The organism is Corynebacterium sp. ACRPQ, assembly GCF_022347225.1.
Taxonomy (GTDB): Bacteria; Actinomycetota; Actinomycetes; order Mycobacteriales; family Mycobacteriaceae; genus Corynebacterium; species Corynebacterium tuberculostearicum_D.
On the sequence record NZ_JAKRNF010000005.1, the window covers coordinates 23,531 to 46,309 of the forward strand.

General features: G+C 57.7%; 21 protein-coding genes and 1 pseudogene. 16 read left to right on the forward strand and 6 right to left on the reverse strand.

The window, feature by feature from the left end:
- Positions 1 to 14 precede the first annotated feature (14 nt).
- Positions 15 to 1,085, forward strand: a complete 1,071-nt coding sequence (locus MHY24_RS04395; protein ID WP_239191441.1) for an aldo/keto reductase — start codon at positions 15 to 17, stop codon at positions 1,083 to 1,085.
- An 18-nt stretch (positions 1,086 to 1,103) separates the two neighbouring features.
- Here the strand turns inward: MHY24_RS04395 and MHY24_RS04400 are convergent, their stop codons facing one another.
- Positions 1,104 to 1,796 carry a LysE/ArgO family amino acid transporter gene (locus MHY24_RS04400; RefSeq protein WP_239228481.1) on the reverse strand — a complete coding sequence of 231 codons (693 nt, stop codon included), beginning with the start codon at positions 1,794 to 1,796 and terminating at the stop codon, positions 1,104 to 1,106.
- Between the two features lie 70 nt (positions 1,797 to 1,866).
- Here MHY24_RS04400 and MHY24_RS04405 point away from each other — a divergent pair, with 70 nt between their 5' ends.
- The 4 genes from MHY24_RS04405 (at position 1,867) to MHY24_RS04420 (ending at position 4,657) form a co-directional block, all read left to right on the forward strand.
- Positions 1,867 to 2,739: an ArgP/LysG family DNA-binding transcriptional regulator gene (locus MHY24_RS04405; RefSeq protein ID WP_239228482.1), complete on the forward strand. Its 873-nt coding sequence runs from the start codon at positions 1,867 to 1,869 to the stop codon at positions 2,737 to 2,739.
- Positions 2,740 to 2,808: 69 nt separating this feature from the next.
- Positions 2,809 to 3,759, forward strand: coding sequence for a DoxX family protein (locus MHY24_RS04410; protein ID WP_239228483.1), 951 nt, complete (start codon positions 2,809 to 2,811; stop codon positions 3,757 to 3,759).
- A gap of 84 nt (positions 3,760 to 3,843) precedes the next feature.
- The gene (locus MHY24_RS04415) at positions 3,844 to 4,350 is read left to right on the forward strand and encodes a hypothetical protein (protein WP_239228484.1); all 507 of its coding nucleotides are present in this window, start codon (positions 3,844 to 3,846) and stop codon (positions 4,348 to 4,350) included.
- Positions 4,343 to 4,657 (forward strand): transcriptional regulator, encoded by a 315-nt coding sequence (locus MHY24_RS04420; protein ID WP_239228485.1) that lies wholly within the window; start codon positions 4,343 to 4,345, stop codon positions 4,655 to 4,657. The genes MHY24_RS04415 and MHY24_RS04420 overlap by 8 nt, the downstream gene beginning before the upstream one ends.
- Here the strand turns inward: MHY24_RS04420 and MHY24_RS04425 are convergent.
- Positions 4,632 to 5,468 carry a glycosyltransferase 87 family protein gene (locus MHY24_RS04425; protein WP_367398051.1) on the reverse strand — a complete coding sequence of 279 codons (837 nt, stop codon included), beginning with the start codon at positions 5,466 to 5,468 and terminating at the stop codon, positions 4,632 to 4,634. The genes MHY24_RS04420 and MHY24_RS04425 overlap by 26 nt on opposite strands.
- Position 5,469: 1 nt before the next feature.
- Here MHY24_RS04425 and MHY24_RS04430 point away from each other — a divergent pair.
- A protein-coding gene (locus tag MHY24_RS04430) for an IS3 family transposase (protein ID WP_239228488.1) occupies positions 5,470 to 6,692 on the forward strand; the annotation gives its coding sequence in 2 pieces (ribosomal slippage) (positions 5,470 to 5,749 and positions 5,749 to 6,692; 1,224 coding nt in all).
- A gap of 33 nt (positions 6,693 to 6,725) precedes the next feature.
- Here MHY24_RS04430 and MHY24_RS04435 read toward each other — a convergent pair.
- The 3 genes and pseudogenes from MHY24_RS04435 to MHY24_RS04445 form a co-directional block, all read right to left on the reverse strand.
- Positions 6,726 to 6,917, reverse strand: a pseudogene (locus tag MHY24_RS04435) (hypothetical protein); the annotation flags it as partial.
- A gap of 80 nt (positions 6,918 to 6,997) precedes the next feature.
- Positions 6,998 to 8,851, reverse strand: a complete 1,854-nt coding sequence (gene ilvD / locus MHY24_RS04440) for a dihydroxy-acid dehydratase (protein WP_239228489.1) — start codon at positions 8,849 to 8,851, stop codon at positions 6,998 to 7,000.
- Positions 8,852 to 8,905: 54 nt separating this feature from the next.
- Entirely contained in the window at positions 8,906 to 9,448 is a 543-nt protein-coding gene (locus tag MHY24_RS04445) for a PH domain-containing protein (RefSeq protein ID WP_239228490.1), read from the reverse strand.
- Between the two features lie 307 nt (positions 9,449 to 9,755).
- Between MHY24_RS04445 and MHY24_RS04450 the strand changes: the two genes are divergently transcribed.
- From MHY24_RS04450 to MHY24_RS04490, 9 genes are all read left to right on the forward strand, one after another.
- A complete protein-coding gene (locus MHY24_RS04450; protein ID WP_239228491.1) occupies positions 9,756 to 11,606 on the forward strand; it encodes an acetolactate synthase large subunit in 1,851 nt (616 codons plus the stop codon).
- Between the two features lie 2 nt (positions 11,607 to 11,608).
- Entirely contained in the window at positions 11,609 to 12,127 is a 519-nt protein-coding gene (gene ilvN / locus MHY24_RS04455) for an acetolactate synthase small subunit (RefSeq protein WP_239228492.1), read from the forward strand.
- Positions 12,128 to 12,226: 99 nt separating this feature from the next.
- Positions 12,227 to 13,240: a ketol-acid reductoisomerase gene (gene ilvC / locus MHY24_RS04460; RefSeq protein WP_239228493.1), complete on the forward strand. Its 1,014-nt coding sequence runs from the start codon at positions 12,227 to 12,229 to the stop codon at positions 13,238 to 13,240.
- Between the two features lie 112 nt (positions 13,241 to 13,352).
- The gene (locus MHY24_RS04465) at positions 13,353 to 15,143 is read left to right on the forward strand and encodes a DUF262 domain-containing protein (protein WP_239228494.1); all 1,791 of its coding nucleotides are present in this window, start codon (positions 13,353 to 13,355) and stop codon (positions 15,141 to 15,143) included.
- The gene (locus MHY24_RS04470; protein WP_239228495.1) at positions 15,091 to 16,038 is read left to right on the forward strand and encodes a hypothetical protein; all 948 of its coding nucleotides are present in this window, start codon (positions 15,091 to 15,093) and stop codon (positions 16,036 to 16,038) included. Before MHY24_RS04465 ends, MHY24_RS04470 begins: the two co-directional genes overlap by 53 nt.
- Before the next feature lie 63 nt (positions 16,039 to 16,101).
- On the forward strand, positions 16,102 to 17,688 hold the full coding sequence (serA, locus tag MHY24_RS04475) for a phosphoglycerate dehydrogenase (protein WP_239228497.1): 1,587 nt from the start codon (positions 16,102 to 16,104) through the stop codon (positions 17,686 to 17,688).
- A gap of 117 nt (positions 17,689 to 17,805) precedes the next feature.
- The gene (locus MHY24_RS04480) at positions 17,806 to 18,825 is read left to right on the forward strand and encodes a 3-isopropylmalate dehydrogenase (protein WP_239228498.1); all 1,020 of its coding nucleotides are present in this window, start codon (positions 17,806 to 17,808) and stop codon (positions 18,823 to 18,825) included.
- Positions 18,826 to 19,003: 178 nt separating this feature from the next.
- A complete protein-coding gene (locus MHY24_RS04485) occupies positions 19,004 to 19,813 on the forward strand; it encodes a fumarylacetoacetate hydrolase family protein (RefSeq protein ID WP_239228499.1) in 810 nt (269 codons plus the stop codon).
- The gene (locus tag MHY24_RS04490) at positions 19,806 to 20,381 is read left to right on the forward strand and encodes a class I SAM-dependent methyltransferase (protein ID WP_239228500.1); all 576 of its coding nucleotides are present in this window, start codon (positions 19,806 to 19,808) and stop codon (positions 20,379 to 20,381) included. Before MHY24_RS04485 ends, MHY24_RS04490 begins: the two co-directional genes overlap by 8 nt.
- Here MHY24_RS04490 and MHY24_RS04495 read toward each other — a convergent pair.
- A complete protein-coding gene (locus MHY24_RS04495; protein ID WP_239228501.1) occupies positions 20,378 to 21,481 on the reverse strand; it encodes an isochorismate synthase MenF in 1,104 nt (367 codons plus the stop codon). The genes MHY24_RS04490 and MHY24_RS04495 overlap by 4 nt on opposite strands.
- Positions 21,482 to 21,581: 100 nt before the next feature.
- Between MHY24_RS04495 and MHY24_RS04500 the strand changes: the two genes are divergently transcribed.
- Positions 21,582 to 22,721 (forward strand): PHB depolymerase family esterase, encoded by a 1,140-nt coding sequence (locus tag MHY24_RS04500; RefSeq protein ID WP_239191417.1) that lies wholly within the window; start codon positions 21,582 to 21,584, stop codon positions 22,719 to 22,721.
- Positions 22,722 to 22,779: the final 58 nt, after the last annotated feature.

The window sequence follows — 22,779 nt, forward strand, 5'->3', positions numbered from 1 at the left end:
GACAATGGGGTGCTATGAGTATCTATGCACCCGCATCTGACCGTTATGATTCGATGGAGTACCGCCGAGTAGGCAACTCTGGGCTGAAGCTGCCGGCCATTTCCCTTGGCCTATGGCAGAACTTCGGCGACGACCGTCCCCTGGCCACGCAGCGCGAAATCCTGCGCGCGGCGTATGACCGGGGGATTACTCATTTCGATTTGGCCAATAACTATGGCCCTGAACCAGGCGCCGCGGAGGACAACTTCGGACGCATCTTCGCCCGTGATTTCCGCCCCTTCCGCGATGAAATGATCATTTCCTCCAAGGCCGGCTGGGTGATGAATGATTCGCCCTACGGTTTCGGCGGCTCCCGCAAGTACCTGGTGAGCTCCTTGGACGCTTCCCTGAAGCGTATGGGCTTGGATTATGTGGACATCTTCTACCACCACCGTCCGGACCCGGATACCCCGCTGGAGGAGACCCTGTATGCGCTGCGGGATATCGTAGCCTCCGGCAAGGCGCTGTATGTGGGCATCTCCTCTTATGGTCCGGAGCTCACCGCTGAGGCCGTGGAGTTTATGGAAGATGAGGGCTGCCCGTTGCTGATTCATCAGCCCAGCTATTCCATTTTGAACCGCTGGATTGAGCGCCCGGGCGAAGACGGCGAGTCGCTGCTTGATGTCACGGCGCGCAGCGGCCTAGGCGTCATCGGCTTCGGCCCGTTGGCGCAGGGTATGCTCACGGACCGCTATATCGACGGCATCCCCGCAGATTCGCGTGCGGCGAAGAATAAGACCTTGGAAAAGGACTGGCTCAATGAGGAGAACCTTTCCATGATCCGCTCGCTCAACGATATTGCAGGCAAGCGCGGGCAGTCGCTGGCCCAGATGGCCATTTCGTGGGTGCTGCGTGACCAGGGGGATCGCACGCTTACCTCGGCGCTGTTGGGTGCTTCTTCGGTGGAGCAGCTCGAGCACAACCTGGGCGCGCTGGATCACCTTGACTTCAGCGCGGAGGAGCTGGCTGCGATTGACGACGTCGCCCATGACGCCGGCATCAACCGCTGGGCCGGCGCCACCGCCTCCCGCGTGCGAGGAAACTAGGCGGGTTGAATCCCGGCCCTAGAGCAGGAGCAACTTGAGCGTTAGGCCAATCATGATGACGCCGATGCCGAAGTTGATCCAGCGCCACACTGTGGGCCGGGACAGCACGTGGGAAAAGCGCGCGGCGCCAAAGCCGATGAAGGGGAACCAAGTGAAGCTGGCGCAGATTGCACCCACGGCGAAAAGCCAGCGCCCCGATTCGCCATATTGATTAGCAATGCCGCCGAGCATCACCACGACGTCAACGTAGGCGCCTGGGTTAAGCCACGTTAAGGCCAGAGCGGTAAGCAGCGGCTTAACCCAGGAGGGGGAGCGCTTAATCTCGACGCGAGTTGCGGTCTTGGTCGTGTTGCGTGCCCGAGAGCCATCGAAGGAAGCGACTTCCTGCGGTACCTTCGGCTGCGTGGATTCAACCTCGATGGCCTCGCCTTTGGTCTTGAACGCATCGCGGAAGCAGGTAAAGGTGAAATACGCCAGGTAGGCGGCGCCAACATATTTCAAAACCTGCAGGGCGTTGGGGAACTTTTCTACCAAGTAGCCCACGCCGGCCGTGCCGGAGGTGATCAGGATGACGTCAGAAAGCGCGCAGACGACAATGATGAGGCCAATATGGTCGCGGCGGATGCCGTACTTGAGCAGCATGGCATTTTGCGGGCCGACGGCCACGATGAGCGATAATCCCAAGAAGAAACCAGCAAGCACGATGGACATGCCTTCTAGTGTGAATTCCCGGGCTGAATTAGTCCAGTTAATGAATCTACAGTTGGTTTAGAATAGCTTCATGAACCCGGTGCACCTAGAAACTTTGCTCGCCATCGTGGATGAAGGCAGCTTCGATGTTGCCGCAGCCGTGCTCGGCATATCGCCGTCCGCGGTAAGTCAACGAATCAAGGCCCTAGAATCGAGCACCGGTCGAGTGCTCCTTCGCCGTGCCACTCCGGTAACCGCGACAGAAGCGGGGGAGATCCTGGTGCAATCCGCACGCCGTATGGCGTTGGTGCAGGCCGAGACGGACGCGCGCCTGGGCCACCGCCTAGCCCGGGTCCCGCTCTCTGTTGCAGTGAACTCGGATTCCCTAGCGACATGGTTTCGTAGGGTCCTTAGTGATACCGCGCGGCGGGGTGATGTTGCCCTGCGCATCCGGATTGAGGATGAGGCGCGCACCTTAGCCATGCTGCGGCGGGGCGATGTGCTTGGCGCGGTGACGAGGGAGGCCACGCCGGTCTCGGGCTGTGAGTCGAGCTTTTTGGGTACGATGCGCTACTTCCCGGTGGCGGCACCACATATTGCAGAAAGCTTCCATAATGGCCACCTGACCTGGGAAACTATGCCTCTTGTAGGCTATGGTCCCAACGATCAGGTACTGGATGATGCGATGCGGGAGCGCTTCATTGATTCGGCCGTGGTCCGTGCGCGGGTGTCACAGATTCCCTCTTCCGAGGGCTACCTGGAGGCCGTACGCGTTGGCCTGGGGTGGGGGTTGCTGCCCCAAGCCCAAGCGCTGCCCCTATTGGCGGCGGAAGAGCTGGTGCTTCTCGACGACTCCCCGCTCGATATCGACCTCTACTGGCAGCGGTGGCGCTTGGAGTCAGAGGTTTTGAGCGAACTTACGCGTTCGGTCATCGAAGCTGCGAGCGACTTGGTGGCCACATAGCACGCAAGCTCGTGCGGCGCGCCGTGGTGGGTACCACAAAAGTGCAGGCACGTGCCCTAAGTTGGAGCTATGAGCGATAAGCAGCAACCGGATAAAGCCACCCCGTTTGATGAGGATATGGACGTGCCTACCTACAACGCGAAGCCGGCGGGTCAAGATTCCGCTTCCAGCCAGAAAAAGTCGAAGCCGGGCCTTTTTGAGCGCGCCGGCCGCGCTGAGCCGCAGGAAATCAAGCCTTCCCAAGCGCAGCACGACCACCCTGAAACCGAGGTATTGTCCTATTCCAGTGCTAATGAAGCCGCACGTCAGGACAGTGGCGCCGGCGAGGAGACCGTAGCCTTCGCGCAACCGGAGTCCACCACGCCGGCCAGCGTAGAGCAGGAGACGGCACTTGCTACTGCCGATACTCCCGTGGACAGCACCCTCAGCACTGAAACCGCAGAGGAGCGCGAGGCGCGCCTGCAAGCAGAGCAGGAAGAAAAGGAAGGCTACCAGCGTTATGGTCGCCGCGGCACCATCGACTTCGGCCTGCTATTCATTCGCCTGGCGCTGAGCGCTTACCTCATCGTCGCGGGAGCAAAGACCTTCTTCACGCTTGGCGATAGTGAGGGATTGTCCGGCCTTGAGAGCGATTTTGCCAACTATGCATGGGATACCGCACTGTCTATCGCGGTGCCAACCATGCAGCTTATTGCTGGTGTGTTCTTGCTGTTCGGCCTCATTACGCCGCTGGCGGCCATGATTGGCCTGGTAGTGACCGGCTTTACCGCCGTCCACGAGCTTGCCCAGACCGATGCCGGCCTGGACGTCTTTAGCTGGCCGGAATCCGTCTGGCTTTCCTTGGTCCTCTTTGTCATCGCAGTGGGCCTGCAGTTTACTGGCCCAGGCTTTATCTCCCTAGACTTCAAGCGCTCGTGGGCACGCCGCCCGCTGGGCACTTCGTGGGTCTTTGTACTTATCGGCGTAGCGATTCTCGTAGCACTCTGGTTCTTCGGCGCGGGAGTTAATCCGCTGAACTAATCGCCAATAGATGATCCGTCGCACTTGCGGCGGATTTTCTTTTACCCCTTGCTTTCCTGGGCGGAAAGTATGATACTTTCTAAAGTGGAAAACAACGAAAGGCCGAAGACGAAAGGAACGGCGATCATGGACGAAAGTGTGCACGAGGCACTGGCCTTTAATGAAGAAGTGGAGCAGGACCAGAGTGCCGGCCGGAAAACTTTGCTTAATGCTTTGTTTGCTGCGGCGCTAGCAGGACTGGGGTTTAGCCTGAGCCAATTTGGGAAAGGCATGCCGTGGTGGTTGTCCCTCGGAGTCATAATTGCCTGCGTGGGTGCAGGCCTCTGGGTAGGCGCTAAAAAGCGTGACGTACGTGCAGGCTATAGACAAAATCCTATTGACCAGCCGCAGCCGGATAAGAAATACTATTTCGGATTTTTTCTAATATTTGCCCCTATGATCTTCCAGACCTTTCTCGAAGGGCACATAGTAATTGCGGCCATCGTATTCACGCTGTGGGGCTTGGGTGTGTTTTGGGCTTTCAATTCGGGAGCAATGGATATGTCCTCGCGTGGCCATAAAGACGACAAGCGGGCAAGCGACGATGAATGAGCTTGACCCAGTAATTCACCCGCTCAACCGGTTTAAGATTTGTGCGGTACTCAATGCTGCAGGTGCCGTGGAAGGATCCATCAACAAAGAGATGCGCTTTGCAGCGATCCGGGACAAGGTGAATCAATCCGATGCCACGCTTTCTAAGCAACTAAGCGCCTTGGAAAAGGAGGGATATATCAGGCGCTTTCGCGAGTATGGATCCTCGCGTGGCAAGGACACGGTATGGGTGATGCTCACGGTCAAAGGCAAGGCTGCGTTCGACTCGCACCTTGCAGCGCTTAAGACGCTAGCGGGGCAGGAGTAGCGGTATTCGCGTTCCGGTTATTGCGCTGGGAGGCATAGAAAGCGGCTGCGAAAAGTGTGACGGTCAGTATGGTTAGCCACACGAAGTCATCCACCCAGAACTTCTGGTAGCGCTCCATGGCGTGGACATCGACTTGATCGCCCCACCACCACTTAGGTGGAACTGTCAGCAGCATGCCTGCCCAGGCTACGAGGATGGTCAGGAGGCTGCCCGCGGCCCATCCAGTAGAAAGCCAGCTCAAAGCACGGTAAAGGAAGACTGGGATGATGAGCGTGAGCCAGACCCAGTGGTGCGACCAAGAAACGGGGGAGATGAGCAGGAGGGTGAGGGCGGTGACCATTTGGGCGTCGACAAGCAAGTGCTCCTCGCACAGTCGCTTGATAAGCCACGCCGCGAATGCAATAACCACGAGGGAGGCGGCGATCCACGCGATGTTGATGGCCAGCCCATTGGCGTCCATGGCCTCGGAAGAAGAATACATGCGCTGAATGGCGCCCTTGATAGAGCTATTGGACTGGTAATCAGTGCCCACGCCGAAGTCGCCGCCAGAGCCCATATCGAGCAATTTAGAGCTGAAGAACTCTACGAATGCGTCCCAGCGGAAGGCTGCGGCGAGGAGAGTGGCCGCAACGGCGGACAAGAGCGCCGTTACAATCTGCTTCCATTCCTTGCGCACGAGGAAATAAAGCAGCATCGCTAGCGGGGTTATCTTGATGGCGGCGGCCAAGCCAATCAAGATACCTTGGGGCAAGAAGCGCTTGTGAAGCGTCCTGGGTTTAGTTCCTACCTCAAGTAAGGAAGGATGAGGCACTATGCCCAGAAAGTATTCCGTCGAGTTTAAGGAGAAGGCGGTCCATCAGATCTTCGAAATGGTCCGCTTGGAGTCCTGCTCATTGCAGCGCGCCTACGAACAGGTCGGAGAGCTCCTCGGCGTATCACGCCACACATTGCGGGCGTGGTACCGCGACAGCGCCTCCACACGAGATGGCCGCACAACGCCGGATAGCGAAACAATGGAAGAAGAACTCAAGCGTTTGCGCCGAGAGAACCGTGAACTGAAGCGAGCAAACGGGATTCTTAAGACAGCTTCGGCTTTTTTCGCAGCGGAACTCGACCGACCCACGACCAAATGATCTCCTACATCGACACGTATAAAGATCAGTTTGGGCCCGGGGCCATCTGCCGAGTCCTTAAACAAGCAGATCGTGGATTCATCACTTCACGCGGCTACCGCAAGGCGACCACTCGTGTTCCCAGTGCAAGGGCCTTAAGCGATAGCCTTCTCATCCCAGAGATTCAGCGTGTGCATGCGGAGAATTTCTCGGTCTACGGCATCCGTAAGATGTGGCACGCGATGAACTGTGAAGGCTTTCATATCGGCCGCGACAAGACTGCACGACTGATGAAGCTAGCAGGTGTTTCTGGCCGCAGACGTGGACGACATCCGGTAACAACGCTAAGCCCAGAGACACCTGATTGTCGCCCAGACCTAGTCCAGCGAATCTTCCGTGCACAAGCGCCAGGCAGGCTTTGGGTTGCCGACATTACCTACGTTCGCACCCTGTCAGGATTCGCCTATACCGCGTTTGTCGTGGATGTATTCAGCCGAAAAATTGTTGGTGTCGCTACACGCTCGACAATGCGCACCGACGCGCTGCCGATGGAGGCTTTAGAGCACGCTTTAACCACTGCAGGGCGAATCCATGGAAACCAGCTAATTCACCACAGCGATCGGGGCAGCCAGTATGTGTCACTGAAGTATTCCACTGCGCTAGCTGAGTCAGGAATCCGCCCGAGTGTGGGAACAGTCGGCGATTCTTACGACAATGCACTAGCCGAAACAGTCAACGGTCTCTACAAAGCTGAACTCATCTACCCCCAAGGCCCGTGGACGTCGGTCGGAGAAGTCGAACTGGCCACCTTGCGGTGGATGCATTGGTGGAACACCAAGCGCCTTCACGAAGCATTGGACTACGCCACCCCGCGGGAAGTAGAAATCGACTACTATCTCACGCAGCCCGTCAGTACGGGGTAGTAAAAGAAGCGGAACTAAACCCAGAACGCTTCAAATGTCCCCGGCCAGCATGGGCTCGCTATAGACGGAGCGATGCTCAAGGAAGGCCTTGACGCCCTCGCGGTAGACCACCATGTCAATGGGAAAGTCCGTGATGCGGGTGTCTTGAACAATCTTCCAGGCGCCAAAAATGAGGCCCAGCAGAGCTAAGGCATAACGAAAAAGTGGGGTGCGCGCGAGTTTCATCGCAGTACACTTTATGCGATCTGCAAGTAAACGGGCGTGCACCCCACCGAGGCTCACAGGGATTTAGCAGTTAATACTGTCTAATTCACATGGCCATCGACCACGCGCACCGCGCCGCGATCGGCGGAGGTGGCCATGGCTGCATACGCACGCAGTGCCTTGGTGATGGGGCGGTTGCGGTTCACCGGAGTCCACGGTTGCTCGCGCTGTTCCTGGGCGGCGCGGCGGCGCTCCAGCACGTCCTCGTCCACATCGAGGGTGAGTTGGCGCTCGTGGATGTTGATGGTGATGGTGTCGCCATTTTCGATGAGCCCGATAAGGCCCTGATGGGCCGCCTCGGGGGAGATGTGGCCGATGGAAAGGCCGGAGGTGCCGCCGGAAAACCGGCCGTCGGTAATCAAGGCGCATGCCTTGCCCAAACCGGCGCCCTTGAGGAAGGAGGTTGGGTGGAGCATTTCCTGCATGCCCGGGCCGCCGGATGGGCCTTCATAGCGAATGACCACCACGTCGCCCGCCTGAACTTCCTTATTTAGGATTATCGATACGGCCTCCTCTTGGGATTCCACCACCCGGGCAGGTCCGGAGAAAGTCCACAGCGCTTCTTCGACGCCCGCTGCCTTCACGATAGCTCCGTCGGGGGCCAGGTTTCCACGCAGGTCAACCAGGCCGCCGTCGGAAGAAAAGGCGTGATCGGCGTCGTGAATGCAGCCATGAGCGGCGTCGGTATCGAGCTCGTCCCAGCGGTTGGATTGGGAAAATGGTTCGGTGGTGCGCACGCCGCCCGGCGCGGCGTAGTACAGTTCGCGAGCCTCATCCGTGGCGTGCGGGTTGCGGATATCCCAGTCATCGAGCCACTGCTCGGCGTTGTCATAGAGCGCCGTATGCACCTTCAAGTTCAGGTGCCCGGCGCGGCGAAGCTCTCCCAAGATGGCGGGGATGCCACCGGCGCGGTGGACATCCTCAATGTGGTAGGTGCCATTGGGTGCGACCTTGGACAGGCAGGGCACGCGGTAGGAGATGTCATTAATATCATCGAGGGTGAAATCCACCTCGCCCTCCTGTGCGGCTGCGAGCGTGTGCAGGATGGTGTTGGTGGAGCCGCCCATGGCCATGTCTAGTGCCATGGCATTGGTGAATGCTTCCTTGGTGGCGATATTGCGGGGGAGAACGGATTCGTCCTCCTCGCTGTAATAGCGGCGGCACATATCGACGATGGTGGAGCCGGCCTTTTCAAATAGGCTGCGGCGAGCCGTGTGGGTGGCCAGGGTGGTGCCGTTGCCGGGCAGCGCCAGGCCGAGCGCCTCGGTCAGGCAGTTCATGGAATTGGCGGTAAACATGCCGGAACAGGAGCCGCAGGTGGGACAGGCGGATTCCTCTACCTGGGTCAAGCCTTCATCAGATACCGCGTCATTGGCAGAGGCAGTAATGGCGGTGATGAGGTCGGTGGGGGCGTGGGCTACGCCATCAACCACGACGGCTTTGCCGGCCTCCATCGGTCCACCCGAGACGAAAATGGTGGGAATGTTCAGGCGCAGCGCCGCATTGAGCATGCCCGGGGTGATTTTATCGCAGTTGGAGATGCACACCAGGGCGTCGGCAGTGTGGGCATTGGCCATGTACTCGATGGAATCGGAGATGATTTCGCGAGAAGGCAGCGAGTAGAGCATGCCGCTGTGTCCCATGGCGATGCCGTCATCGACGGCGATGGTATTGAATTCCTTGGGTGCGCCGCCGGCCGCTCGTACGGCGTCGGCGACGATATCGCCGACGTTTTTAAGGTGTACGTGGCCGGGGACGAATTGGGTATAGGAGTTGGCGATGGCGACAATCGGTTTGCCAAAGTCATTTTCCTTGGTGCCGGTGGCCCGCCAGAGGGCGCGGGCGCCAGAGGCTTGGCGGCCGACGGTAGTTACTTTTGAACGCAGCGGGAACATGGTTTTCAGTCACCATTCCTTCAAGGGATGTGGGGGAGAGCGTAGACGGCGTATTTAGTTTTCGGCCGAAGGCTTGAGCTCGGGGTGGCGCTCGAGGTAGTCCGCATACTCTTCTTTGCTGAGGAGGACTTGTTGGCCGTCACGGTGGACAATGACCACCTTGTCATCTGCCGCTTCACGGCCCTGGGTAAGGGCGTCGGGGATGCGGCCGCGAGAAGCCTCCGAAAGTCGCGGGAGCGAGTTAAAGGTCACGCCGGGCAGGTTGTGCTCCGCGCCGGCCTTGGTGCGGGCGAAGGCGCGGGCGCGTTGGAAGCCGATTCCGGCAAAGTCGTCCCATGCAATCTGGATATTTTTCCGGAATGCGTAAGAGATAGCGATTCCAGATTCGGAGACTCTGGTGCGGGATTTTATGACCCACCACAATCCGAGGATGGGGATAATGAACAGCCAGGCGAGGTATTTGGGGGCCCATCCGATGCTCAGCAGAGCAATGGCGGACAGGATGAGGATGCCCAAGATGTGGTCGCGGGATGGCTTGAAAACCTCTGCCTGGGTGGTGGACTGACGAGGTTTGTTGTCCTTAGGTGGTGGAGTCATAGTGTGCAAGCCTAATTCACTAAGGCCGGCAAGGGCGAACCTATTTTCAAGCGTGTCCCATCACGTGGGAATGTGATCCCAAAAGGGGGTAATCTCCACGAGGGTAATACCTATCAAGGTATAGTCATGCCCATGATCATTATTCGACTTCAGGTAGTATCAACGCGGTGGTGACCGCGGCGCCTCATGACGTCGACGCTTTTCGCCCCCGCAGACAGACAAGCCCGCGGGGGCTTTGTTCATATCTGGGGCCGGTACCGATGATGATCAGGACCTGCAATAGACCAATTCAAGGAGCACATTAACCGTGGTTACGACGACTTCGCCCACGCCCGCTTCGGTGGCTGCGGCCTCACGCGCCCACGCTCCGGAGCGGATGAGTGGTGCCCACGCCATTGTCCGCACTCTCGAAGACTTGGGAACCGATCTCGTCTTCGGCATTCCAGGCGGTGCCGTGCTTCCTCTCTACGATGCTTTGCACACCTCGACCAAGCTGCGGCACGTGCTCACCCGCCATGAACAGGGGGCCGGCCACGCCGCCGAAGGCTACGCCCAAGCTTCCGGCAAGGTGGGCGTATGCATTGCCACCTCCGGGCCGGGTGCGACCAACTTAGTGACAGCGCTTGCCGACGCCAACCTGGACTCCGTTCCCATCGTCGCCATCACCGGCCAGGTGGGCAGCAACCTCTTGGGAACCGATGCCTTCCAAGAGGCCGATATTCGCGGCGTGACGATGCCGATTACCAAGCACAACTACATCGTGACGGAACCGAGCCAGATTCCAGCTGCCATTGCAGCCGCATTCCATCTGGCTGCTACGGGCCGTCCGGGGCCGGTCTTGGTGGACATCCCAAAGGACGTGCAAAACGGTGAATTGAATTATTCCTTCCCGGCTACGTTTGATCTGCCTGGATATAAACCGACGACCAAGCCGCACCATCGCCAGATCGCGCAAGCGGTTGAGCTCATTTCGCAGGCAGAAAAGCCGGTCATTTATGCCGGTGGCGGTGTCATCAAGGCGGAGGCGGCCAAGGAGCTGCGCGAGTTTGCGGAATTTTCCGGAATTCCTGTGGTGACCACGCTCATGGCCTTGGGCGCTTTTCCAGAGTCTCATCCGCTGCACATGGGCATGCCGGGCATGCATGGCACCGTCCCTGCAGTTGCGGCCATGCAGCGAGCTGACCTGTTGATTACTATCGGTGCGCGATTCGATGATCGAGTAACCGGCGATACCTCCACCTTTGCCCCTGAGGCCCAGGTAATTCATGCTGATATTGACCCGGCTGAAATTGGGAAAATCCGCGACGTTACCGTGCCAATCGTGGGTGATGCGCGCAACGTGTTGGCAGGTCTCTTAAAGGAGTACCGCAAGAACTCCGGAGTGAATTCACCGGAAGTAGGCCCATGGCGGGACTACCTCGATGGGCTCAAGGAACGGTTCCCCCGTGGCTATGATCCCACTCCGGATGGGCAGCTCAATCCCCAATTTGTGTTGGAAAAGCTGAGTGAAACCGTAGGTCCTGAGGCTATCTACTGTGCTGGTGTGGGACAGCACCAGATGTGGTCGGCACAGTTCATTGATTTTGAGCACCCACGCTCCTGGATCAACTCCGGTGGTGCCGGAACTATGGGCTATGCCGTCCCGGCGGCCCTCGGTGCTAAGGCAGCATGCCCGGATAAGGAGGTGTGGGCGATTGACGGTGACGGTTGCTTCCAAATGACTAACCAGGAGCTCACCACCGCGGCTTTGGAGGGCTTTCCGTTTAAGGTTGCCGTCATTAATAACGGCAACCTCGGCATGGTCCGTCAGTGGCAGACACTGTTCTTTAACGAGAACTATTCCAATACCAAGCTGCGAGAACGAGATGTCTATACCCCGGACTTTGTCCGCTTGGCAGAGGCACTGGGATGCGAAGCTATACGAGTTACCTGTGAGGAAGAAGTAGTGCCGGCCATCGAACGGGCCCGCGCAATCAATGACCGCCCAGTGGTCATTGACTTCATCGTTGGTGAGGATGCCCAGGTCTGGCCAATGATTGGCGGTGGGGCTTCTAACGAAGAAATTCAATATGCCCGTGGCTTGCGCCCGCTTTTTGCTGACAATGAATCGGCAGCAGAAGCTCCTGCCGATATCGACGAGACTATCCAGGAGGTATAGGCATGGCCCCCAGTGGCGTTTCCCGGCATACCCTGTCGGTCCTGGTAGAAGACGTAGAGGGAATCCTGTCGCGCGTGACCGGCATGTTTTCCCGGCGTGGCTACAGCATCATTTCGCTGGTTTCTGCCCAGACGGAAAATCCAGGGATTAACCGGCTGACTATCGTGGTCGATGCTTCCGAAAGGATTATGGAGCAGGTAACCAAGCAGCTCAACAAGATCGTGCCGGTCATCAAGGTGGTGGAGCTCGAAGCGGACTCGACGGTGGCGCGAGCCCTGATGCTGGTCAAGGTGGCTGCGAATAATGCCAACCGGCCGCAGGTGGTCGATGCCGTTAATATCTTCCGTGCCCGCGTGGTAGACGTGGCACAAGAATCAGTGGTGGTGGAGGCTACCGGTACCCCTGGCAAGCTGGCGGCGCTTCTCGATGTCCTGGAGCCATTCGGTGTGCTCGAGCTGGTGCAGTCTGGTGACGTGGCCTTGGGGCGTGGTCCCAAGGCGATGGCACCCCCGCGAAATTAAATCCCACTATATGGGCGCTGTGTCTCGCACAATGGTATAGTGCTAGCTGGGACGTTAACTCATTGAACTTACAATCACTACAGAATTGAGGACTACGACATGGCTATTGAAACCTTCTACGACGATGATGCGGATCTGTCTATCATTCAGGGTCGCAAGGTAGCCGTTATTGGTTACGGCTCCCAGGGGCATGCACACTCGCAGAACCTGCGGGATTCCGGCGTCGAGGTTGTTATTGGGCTGCGTGAAGGCTCCAAGTCGGCCGAAAAGGCTGAGGAGGCAGGCTTTGCGGTCAAGACCGTTGCAGAGGCTGCCAAGTGGGCAGACGTAATTATGCTGTTGGCACCAGATACCTCTCAGAAGCAGATCTTTGAAGATGAAATTGCCCCCAACTTGGAAGACGGCAATGCGCTGCTGTTTGGGCACGGCTTGAATATTCACTTCAAGCTGATTGAACCGCAAGCTAATGTCACCGTTGGCATGGTTGCACCAAAGGGGCCTGGCCATCTGGTTCGCCGTCAGTTCGTTGATGGCAAGGGTGTTCCGTGCTTGATTGCTACCGAACAGGATCCTAAGGGCGAAGGCCACGATCTGACCCTGTCTTATGCAGCAGCCATCGGTGGTGCGCGCGCCGGCGTTATCCCGACGACCTTCGAAGCAGAGACGGTTACTGACCTCTTTGGCGAGCAGGCCGTCCTGTGTGGTGGCATAGAGTTCCTGATTCGCACCGGCTTCGAGGTCCTGACCGAGGCTGGATACGAACCAGAAATGGCCTACTTTGAGGTGCTGCACGAGATGAAGCTCATCGTGGACCTCATGTTTGAGGGCGGCATCGCCAACATGAACTACTCGGTATCTGATACCGCAGAGTTTGGCGGCTACATTTCTGGCCCTCGCGTTATTGATGCCGATGCGAAGCAGCGCATGAAGGATATCTTGTCCGATATCCAGGATGGCACCTTCACCAAGCACCTGCTGGCCAATATTGAGGGCGGCAACAAGGAGCTGGAGAGTCTGCGTGAGGAATTTGCGCAGCACGACATTGAAAAGACCGGCACCAAGCTGCGCGATTTGATGAGCTGGGTCAAGAACCCGCTGGATGCAACTGCCTAGGAATAAAAGGCGGCGTCTGTAGCGCACACCCACGGTAAACAACCACGTTTACCGTGGGTTTTGCTTTATTTGTGTCAGGTAAAACTCCGGTGCGGGGAGTAGGATGAGGGCCATGGGTTTTACGACGCCAAGCTACGATCTCAAAGACCTCTTTGCACGAATTGATCGCGGGGATATCCAGTTACCTGACTTCCAGCGCAGCTATGCCTGGGATGAAGATCGTATTCGATCTCTTATTGTTTCCGTGCTGCGCGGCTATCCCATCGGTGCGCTCATGGCTCTTGACACCCGAAACGAAAAGATGCGCTTTCGTCCCCGTGCCCTTGCGGGCGCACCTGACACTGGCGTCGACCCCGGCTTGCTCCTTTTAGACGGGCAGCAGCGCCTGACCACTCTGTATCACTGCTTCAACGGCGAAGGCTTTGTAGATACCACTGATTTCCGCAAGAAGAAGATTCACCGCCGGTTCTTTATCGATATTCGCGCAGCCGTACGCGGCGATCTTTTGCCGGATGATGCCATCTTCGCGGTCAATCAAGACGGTAAGATTCGCTCGCACTTCGCACCGGCAATTGAGGGCGACATCCTAACGCGCGAGGATGCGCTAGAGAATATGTGCATTCCCGTGGCTTCTCTGCTGAGCGAAGATGGCGTCGGTATGCTTTTTGAACTTGCGGCGACCAAGCAGGAATACAGCGCGGAACTGGCGGCCTTTAATAATCGCATCATTCGGCCATTGTCCGGTTATGACCTGCCAATGATTCGACTTTCCCGCGAGACGGAGCGAGCCGGCATCGGCTCGATTTTTGCCCAAGCGAACTCGGCCGGCCTGCAGATGGACGTATTCGATCTGCTCACTGCCGTCTTTGCCTCTGAGGATCCCAGCTTCCACTTGGCCGCTGATTGGCAAGAAGTGGAAAAGGATCTGCGTAAGTCCCCAGCTTTGGATGGAATTGGGCGCGCCGAGTTTCTTTCTGCAGTATCGCTTCTGGTTTCCGGTGAAAAGGGCTGTGCCGGTGGCCAGCGCGAGGATATTTTGAAATTGTCATTGGCGGAGTACAAGTCGGCAGCCAACGATCTGCGTATCACCTTCCGCGAGGTATCCGAGTTCTTGGCGCAGCGGTGCATCCTCAGCATGGATCAGGTTCCGTTTAATGAGCAGATTGTTCCCCTGGCAGTCATTATCGCCCGCTTGGCCAAGCGCGGCGGAGCGCTTTCTACCGAGCAGTCCTGGAACCGCATCAACCAATGGTTCTGGTGTGGCGTCTTTGGCGAGCTCTACGGCTCTTCTGCAGTGCAGCTGCGTGCAGCTCGCGACGTAGATGAGGTCACCGAATGGGTAGCCGGTGCAACGGATGAGACGCCGAAGACCGTCGCTGATGCCACCTTCCGTGAATCCCGGCTGCTTTCCGTAGATGACAAAGACGGCGTCTGGCACGGACTCTATGCCCTCCTCATGGCTCGCGGCGCGAAGGACTGGCGCACCGGAAAGACCTTCACCCGGCATACCTTTGAAGAGCTCAAGCCAGGCTTTTTCCCTGTATTCCCGCTAAATTGGTGCAAGCGTCACGGAGTTGATCCCGTCTTGGCTGAGTCGGTGATGAACTACACCCCGATGGGCAAACGAACCGAGGTAGTGCTCGACGGTTTCGCCCCCAACCGCTACCTACCTCGCGTTCAGTCCAAGTCCATCATGGAAGATGCGCAATTTGATGAGGTTCTAGCATCCCACGAAATGAACCTGGATTTCCTGCGCGCATCTCAGCCGCGTGAATTCCTTGCGGATCGCCGTCACCGTTTCTTGGGCATCGTGGAATATGCTTTAGGGAAACCCGTTATCCGCGATGTGGATGAAGCAAACCTTTTTGGTGGAGAGGAAGGGCCGCAAGCTTTTGATCGCTAAATCTGTGCGCTTGGCCGCTACAGTGCTGGTTGCTTCACTAGCGCTAGCAGCCTGTGGCACTCCGGTCACAGAATCCAAGCTGGTTAGGCGTGGTCTGTCCGATCTGGATGAGTCCGAAATCGATCTCAGCAAGGCCAAGGCGGAAAACCAAAACCGTCTGATTGATCCGAAATTCGATGGCAAGTTGGTCATTGTCAATGACCCCATTGGAATTGAAGCTAGCCGCCTATTTTTTGAAGATTCGGATTCGCTTGTCCTTTTTGCCCCGGATGATAAATCTATTCTTCGTGCAGCGACCTTGGCGGTAAACCAGCATTTGCCAGCAGTGCAGTATGACGATGCTAGGCGTTTGGAAATCCATAAGCTGCTCACGGACTTAGGGGTAAGCCGCCTGGTGGTAATCGGCGACGTGCCGTGGACGGAAACCTCTGGTGAATTCAGCGTGATCAAGGATCCAGGAACGCATAAGGCACTAGGGGAGTTCACGGCATTCCAGTATGGTTCCAAGGTGGTAGCCTCGCCGGAGCAGATGGTAAAAGATATTGCACGGCTGGATAAGACTCCCCAAATGGAGCTGCGTCCTGCCTGGGTGCCGTATGAAGGCGAACTTGATGCCGGAGAGGAAAAGAGCCAACCCATCCCAGCACAGTCCCGCAGGGACGGCCAGATGGCGCCAAATATCGTTGCCACTAAGGATAGCCCCATCGCGAACGTTATTACTGCGGCAGCCTACGGCGGAAGAGTTTTGGTCGTGCCGACTGCCGATCCACTAGCGGATAAGCACAGCATGGCTGCTGTAGCGGGCCTTGAGGACGGATCCTTAGTGGCTCTGGGGCCGGAATTCGGTCGAGTGAAAGAATTTAAGGCAAAAATCAAGCAGGGCACTCCTGACTGAACTACACTTCCTTGACACGCGGGCAACCCGCGTGCACCGCATTTCATTTAAGCGAAGGAAGATATGTCGAAGCCGGTAGTCCTTGTTGCCGATAAATTAGCCCAGTCCACGGTTACGGCCTTGGGGGATTCTGTTGAGGTCCGTTGGGTGGATGGGCCGAATCGTGCCGAGCTCCTCGCCGCGGTTCCGGAGGCAGAGGCTTTGCTGGTGCGCTCTGCCACAACCGTTGATGCAGAGGTATTGGAAGCGGCCACAAAGCTCAAGATTGTGGGCCGTGCCGGGGTGGGGCTGGACAATGTCGATATTCCGGCGGCCACAGACCAGGGCGTCATGGTGGTCAATGCGCCAACATCGAATATTCACTCTGCGTGTGAACAGGCGATTGCACTGCTCTTAGCGACGGCGCGCCAAGTACCAGCGGCCGACCGGTCCCTGCGCGAAGGGGAGTGGAAGCGCTCTTCTTTCAAGGGCGTAGAGGTCTACGGAAAGACCATCGGCATTGTTGGCTTTGGGCACATTGGCCAGCTCTTTGCCCAGCGTCTGAAGTCCTTTGAGACGACCATTATCGCGCACGATCCCTATGCCAACCCAGCCCGCGCGGCGGCGTTGGGCGTGGAATTAGTTGAGCTAGAAGAGCTGATGTCGCGTTCCGATTTCGTGACCATTCACCTGCCAAAGACTCCGGAGACAGCCGGAATGTTTGATAGGGAGCTTTTGGCCAAGGCGAAGCCAGGACAGATTCTCATTAACGCAGCGCGAGGCGGTTTGGTAGATGAAGCGGCTCTGGCTGAGTCTATTGAGTCGGGACATCATCGAGGTGCGGGCTTTGACGTTTATGCCACGGAACCGTGCACTGATTCTCCGCTCTTTAAGCTGCCGCAAGTTACCGTGTCCCCGCACCTAGGCGCCTCCACCGTAGAGGCCCAGGACCGTGCGGGAACCGATGTAGCGGAGTCTGTCTTGAAGGCGCTTGAAGGAGAGTTTGTACCGGATGCGGTCAACGTCTCCGGCGGGGCAGTGAGAGAAGAAGTTGCTGGTTGGTTGGACCTCGCCCGCAAGCTAGGACTTACTGCTGGCCGCCTTTTGGGGCAGGCTCCCGTTGCCGTCGAGGTGGAGGCCTGTGGCGAGTTGTCTACCGAAGACGTGGAGGTGCTAGGACTTTCTGCCGTTCGGGGTCTGTTTAGCGGCGTGACTTCGGAACCGGTGACCTTTGTCAATGCAATGCAGATCGCGAATAGTCGTGGGGTAGAGGTGGAGGTATCTACCAATGCGGGGTCCAAGGGGCACCGCTCTTCCCTGCAGGTAAAGGTTATCGGGGCCGATGGCGAGATCTCCTCGCTCACCGGCGCACTTATCGGCGTCGATGGAACCGAAAAGTTCATTCGCATCAACGGCCGCGGCGTAGATATGCGTGCTACCGGCCGCAACCTCTTCTTCCGCTACGCGGACGCCCCTGGTGCATTAGGAACGGTAGGTACCAAGTTGGGCGCTGCGGAAATCAACATCGTGGCGGCCGCTCTGACGCACGGTAAACAGGAATCTGATGCTGTGCTGATTCTGCGCGTGGAAGCCGAGGTGCCCGAGCATCTCATCGCCGAAATTAATGCGGCCTTGGGCGCTGAATGTGAACAGCTGAACATGGAGGCATAAGGCTGCGGACTGCAACAGAATCTCAACCCGCGTGGTGCTAGGTAATTTCCTGCGCTGTGCGGGTTTCTTTTGCTAAGGTAATCTCATATCCACTCTGTGAGAAAGGAATCTTATACAATGAAACTTGCGGTCATTGGCGGAGACGGAATTGGACCAGAAGTGACGGCCGAGGCACTCAAGGTGCTGCGAGCCGTTCGTTCCGATATCGAGACCACCGAGTATGACCTCGGTGCGCGGCGTTATCTTCGCAATGGGGAGCTTCTCACGGACGCTGATTTGAAGAGCCTGCGCGAACACGATGCGATCCTGCTGGGGGCGATTGGCGCCCCAGGTGAGGTGCCGCCTGGCGTGCTGGAGCGGGGGCTGTTGCTAAAGATGCGGTTTGCGCTGGATCATCACGTGAACCTGCGCCCCTCCAAGCTCTATCCCACCGCTTCCTCGCCGCTCGCTGAACCGGGCGATATCGATTTCGTTGTGGTGCGCGAAGGTACCGAGGGTCTGTACTGCGGAAACGGCGGTACCTTGCGTGAGGGTACTGAGCACGAGGTGGCCAGCGAGGTATCGCAAAATACTCGTTTTGGCGTGGAGAGGGTAGTGCGCGATGCGTTTGCGCGGGCAGCGCAGCGCCGTAAGCATCTGACCTTGGTACACAAGACAAATGTCTTGGTCAATGCTGGTGGGTTGTGGCAGCGCACCGTTAATGAAGTCGCCGCCGAGTTTCCAGAGGTTCAGGTGGATTACCAGCATATTGATGCTGCAACCATTTATATGGTGACTGATCCGGCGCGCTATGACGTCATTGTCACCGATAACCTGTTTGGAGACATTCTCACCGATTTGGCCGGTGCGGTAACTGGCGGCATTGGGCTTGCTGCCTCCGGAAACATCGATGCCTCAGGTGCGAATCCTTCCATGTTCGAGCCGGTGCATGGTTCTGCACCAGATATTTCGGGTAAGGGGATTGCGGACCCAACGGCGGCAATCTTGTCCGTCGCCATGCTGCTTCGCCACGTGGGAGATGAGTCTAATGCGCAGCGTATTGAGGATGCGGTGGCGCAGGACGTTGCGCGCCGCGGTGCCGAACCAATAGACACTGTCGAAGTCGGTGACCGAATCGCCCAGCTTCTCGTCGCATAGAGACTGGCTTCTTGTGCTGGGCGCTTGCCGACGCCCCAAGTGCCCAGCGTTTCCTGGCGTAGTCGGCACCGAGGTTAGTAACGGTGAGTAATGGGCAAAGGAAATTTACTCAAATTAACTAATTAACACCGTATCCTTTGCACACATGTGAAGGTGGCTATTGAGTAGGATTGCCGCTATGCGTTTAGGACGAATTGCACACCCAGAAGGAATCTGTTTCGCCATTATCGATGGGCCAAAAGACGCCCCAATGGAAGAGCTAGTAGCAAAGGAAATTGCCGGCACGCCCTTTACTCCTCCGGAGCCGACCGGCCGCGAGTGGAAACTTAACGAGGTTCGCCTCTTGGCGCCGACCCTTCCCACCAAGGTAGTAGCGCTTGGGCGCAACTATGCGGACCACGTTGCCGAGGTTTTCAAAAAGTCTGGCGATAGCCTTCCACCCACCATCTTCATCAAGCCATCTACCGCGGTCATTGGCCCGGATGCTGCAATCAAGATTCCGGACTACGCCACCAATGTCGAGTTTGAGGGCGAGCTTGCCGTGGTCATTTCTAAGCCGTCGAAAAACATCAAGGCCGAGAACTGGAAAGACCACGTGCTGGGATACACCATCTGCAATGACGTTTCCTCCCGCGATCTGCAGTTCAAAGATGGTCAGTGGGCTCGGGCCAAGGGTATTGACACCTTCTGCCCGCTCGGCCCGTGGATCGAAACCGATCTGGATAGCTTGAATCTGGACGATCAGAAGATTAATGCCTACCTGACGCACGAGGGTTCTCGCGAGCAAAAGCAGGATTCCAATACGGACCAGATGATTGTGAAGATGGGCGGCATTTTGGAGGAGATTTCTGCTGCCTATACCTTGCTGCCTGGCGATGTCATCACCACCGGCTCCCCGGCTGGCACCGCTCCTATGGTCCCGGGTGACACCATCGAAATCGAAATCCCCGGCCTCGGCACCCTACGCAATACCATCCACCGTGCATAACCCAAGCCACCACGAACACCGCGGCTACGTGCCCACCTCCAGGGAAATGGAGGAACGCTATCAGGGTTCTAAGCAGGTGTGGTCGGGCAATCCCAATGCGACCCTTGTCGATTACGCCGCGGGGCTTAATCCCGGAACCGCCCTCGACATTGGGTGCGGGGAAGGTGCGGATGCACTCTGGCTAAAGAACCACGGATGGGATGTGTTGGGAATTGATTTCGCCCCGACTGCCGTCGCACGCACTAAAGCCCGCGGTGTCGCGGCGCAGGTCGCCACGTTTAGTGACTTTAGCCATGAGCCCTTTGACTTGGTCAGCGTCCACTATGGCGGGGTACACGCCACGCCAGAAGAGGTGGAAAAGCTGGAGCGATTGGTGGCGCCAGGCGGAACACTGCTCTATGTCCATCACGATATGGAGTCGGCAGAAATAGCGATGCCGGAATGGCTGGCGGAAAACCTGCGCGAGCTAGAGACGGTCGAGTTAACGCGTCGTGAGCGCCACCTGAGCGAAGGCGCCGGTGCGCACCACCACAACGATGTCGTGCTCGTCGCCAAGCGTGCAGCCTAGAGGCTGAGCGCCTTCAATATGGTGCGTAGCTTGGCCGTGGTTTCTTCCAGTTCGGCCTGGGCGTCGGAATCGCCTACGATGCCGCCACCCGCCCACGCGCGCGCGGAAAGTCCATCGCCGGCCACTTCTGCGCAGCGGATAGCCACCATGTACTCGCCGTCGCCGGAGCTATCGCACCAGCCGACTGCTCCGGCATAAAATCCACGGTCCGTTTCTGCCGTCTCAATGAGGGCTTGGGCGGCCTCTGCAGGCGTGCCACAGATGGCCGGCGTGGGGTGTGCTGCCAGGGCAAGCTCTAGTGCGGTCAAGTCTTTATCCTTGAGAGTTCCGGAAATTGGCGTGCCAAGGTGCCACATCTCATTGGTGCTAATAAGTTGCGGGGTATCCGGAATGTCTAGCCTTTCGCACAGTGGGCTCAGGACATGGCGCAGGTGTTCCACTACGAAGGAATGCTCATGAAGATCCTTGGCAGAATGCAGGAGATCTTGACCTGCGATGTGGTCCTCGGCTGCTGAGGCGCGCCGCGGGGAGGAGCCTGCCAAGGGGAAAGCTGAAACAGTCGAGCCCTGACGCTTGACCAATACTTCTGGAGAAGAACCAACCAGCATCGCGCCCGGCCGCCCAGCTGGGGAGAGATCGGCAATGAAGCCGTCGCGGTTGGCGGAAAGGTCGATAAGGCGTGCCGCGACCAGGCGGGGATCAATAGCCTCAGGGAATTCGATATCTACGGCGCGGGCCAAAACCACCTTTTCCAGCTTGGAGGTCTCGATGGTACCGATGGCTGCTTCTACGCGGCGCAGGTGCTCTTCGGGTTCTGGATCGAATCCGACCACTCGCGAGTTTAGGCTCTTATTGCGGTAATAGGCGTGCGGCTCCAAAGGGCCCTCTTCGCGAATGATGGCCGCCGGCACCGTTAGCGCGGCGGGCGTGTCAGAGTCGAACGGAATCGCACCGACGACCATGTCAACATCTTTGCTGCGCAGGGCAGAAATCGCCGCGTCGGTGTCGTTAAAAGTGTGGCGCGCACCTTGGGTACGGACAGACCCCGTTGCTCGCGAAAGCAAAAAATCGGGGGCGGTGCTTGGTCTGTCTTCGTGCATGGGGATCTAGCTTAATGCCTAGGGCTTTTCTTACAGAATTGAGTGTGCACTGGGCGTGTAAACAGTGAATCAAGTGAATAATGTGGTTAATTTTAACCTTGTGGCTAATGTTACTAAGTTTCTTCATCGTTCCCTATACCTAATCCTCGCTGCTGCGCTGGCTAGCGCTGCGCTTGTGTGTGCTGCGCCTGCCCATGCACAAGAAGGGCCAGCTCCCGCACCCGCCCCTGGCCCTGAAGAAGCACCGCAGCCAGCGCCAGCTCCAGCACCTGCTCCCGAAAATGCAAAGCCGGTTACCCCGCAGCCCGATGGGTCCCACCTAGTTCCAGAAGGTGTTAAGGAATCCACCCCGGCACCAGTAGAAGGTGGCAGCAGCGATGACACTGCAGCCCCTGTTCCGGATGGATCATCTCTTCCCGAGCCAGCGCCGCAGCCGGCAATGGTAGATACCAGCATCAATCCCAACCCGCCGTTTGCGCCGGGTTCCATGCAGTCCCTAGAGATGGAGCACGAGGGTAAGACCCGCAGGTACTTGTTGCGTATTCCAAACCACTACTCGCCGGAAAAGGCGGCGCCCGTTCTCTTCGGCTTCGGTGGGTGGGGAGATTCCCCGGAGAACTACTCCAGCTACGCGCGCATGCAGACCACCGAGGCCAATAACGAGGCCATCATCGTCTATCCAGAGGGATTTGAGCGAGCTTGGGAGGCAGCGCCCTATGCCAAGACCCGCGATGGGGAGGATATCCGCTTTATCAAGCGCATTCTTGATTCGGTAGACAAGGACTACCACGTAGATCGAAACCGCGTATACGCCATGGGCATGTCCAACGGCGGCGGCTTTACCTCGGTGCTTGGCTGCCACGCACAGGACACCTTTGCTGCTGTAGCTATGGTTTCGGGCGCCTTCTACAACCCGGTTGAGGTCAACTGTGCCGATGCGCCGATGAATACCCTCATCATGCATGGTGTCAATGACAAGATGATGACCTATGAAGGCGGTGACCGGCACGAGGCTGGATATCTCCCAGTGCGTACCGTGCTCGGCGGCTACCTGAAGCGCAATCGCTGCGATATGACCTTCCAAGCTACTCCGGAAGCAGGCGGCTCGGAACGCCTGAGCTTTAACGGCTGCCAGAAGGATGTACAGCTGGTCAAGGTTCCACAGGACCACACCTGGTTCTGGCAGCCAGATACTCCACGGGTGGTCTGGGACTTCCTCTCGTCTAAGACCAGGGTATAAAACAGCGGCGCTTAGCCACGGATAAGGCCCAGAGGAGAGATCCTCTGGGCCTAGTTTT

Coding starts and splice junctions, on each gene's coding strand:
- MHY24_RS04395 (WP_239191441.1), top strand. CDS start 15: ATGAGTATCTATGCACCCGCATCTGACCGTTATGATTCGATGGAGTAC.
- MHY24_RS04400 (WP_239228481.1), bottom strand. CDS start 1,796: ATGTCCATCGTGCTTGCTGGTTTCTTCTTGGGATTATCGCTCATCGTG.
- MHY24_RS04405 (WP_239228482.1), top strand. CDS start 1,867: ATGAACCCGGTGCACCTAGAAACTTTGCTCGCCATCGTGGATGAAGGC.
- MHY24_RS04410 (WP_239228483.1), top strand. CDS start 2,809: ATGAGCGATAAGCAGCAACCGGATAAAGCCACCCCGTTTGATGAGGAT.
- MHY24_RS04420 (WP_239228485.1), top strand. CDS start 4,343: ATGAATGAGCTTGACCCAGTAATTCACCCGCTCAACCGGTTTAAGATT.
- ilvD (WP_239228489.1), bottom strand. CDS start 8,851: ATGTTCCCGCTGCGTTCAAAAGTAACTACCGTCGGCCGCCAAGCCTCT.
- MHY24_RS04445 (WP_239228490.1), bottom strand. CDS start 9,448: ATGACTCCACCACCTAAGGACAACAAACCTCGTCAGTCCACCACCCAG.
- ilvN (WP_239228492.1), top strand. CDS start 11,609: ATGGCCCCCAGTGGCGTTTCCCGGCATACCCTGTCGGTCCTGGTAGAA.
- ilvC (WP_239228493.1), top strand. CDS start 12,227: ATGGCTATTGAAACCTTCTACGACGATGATGCGGATCTGTCTATCATT.
- MHY24_RS04465 (WP_239228494.1), top strand. CDS start 13,353: ATGGGTTTTACGACGCCAAGCTACGATCTCAAAGACCTCTTTGCACGA.
- MHY24_RS04470 (WP_239228495.1), top strand. CDS start 15,091: ATGAAGCAAACCTTTTTGGTGGAGAGGAAGGGCCGCAAGCTTTTGATC.
- serA (WP_239228497.1), top strand. CDS start 16,102: ATGTCGAAGCCGGTAGTCCTTGTTGCCGATAAATTAGCCCAGTCCACG.
- MHY24_RS04480 (WP_239228498.1), top strand. CDS start 17,806: ATGAAACTTGCGGTCATTGGCGGAGACGGAATTGGACCAGAAGTGACG.
- MHY24_RS04485 (WP_239228499.1), top strand. CDS start 19,004: ATGCGTTTAGGACGAATTGCACACCCAGAAGGAATCTGTTTCGCCATT.
- MHY24_RS04495 (WP_239228501.1), bottom strand. CDS start 21,481: ATGCACGAAGACAGACCAAGCACCGCCCCCGATTTTTTGCTTTCGCGA.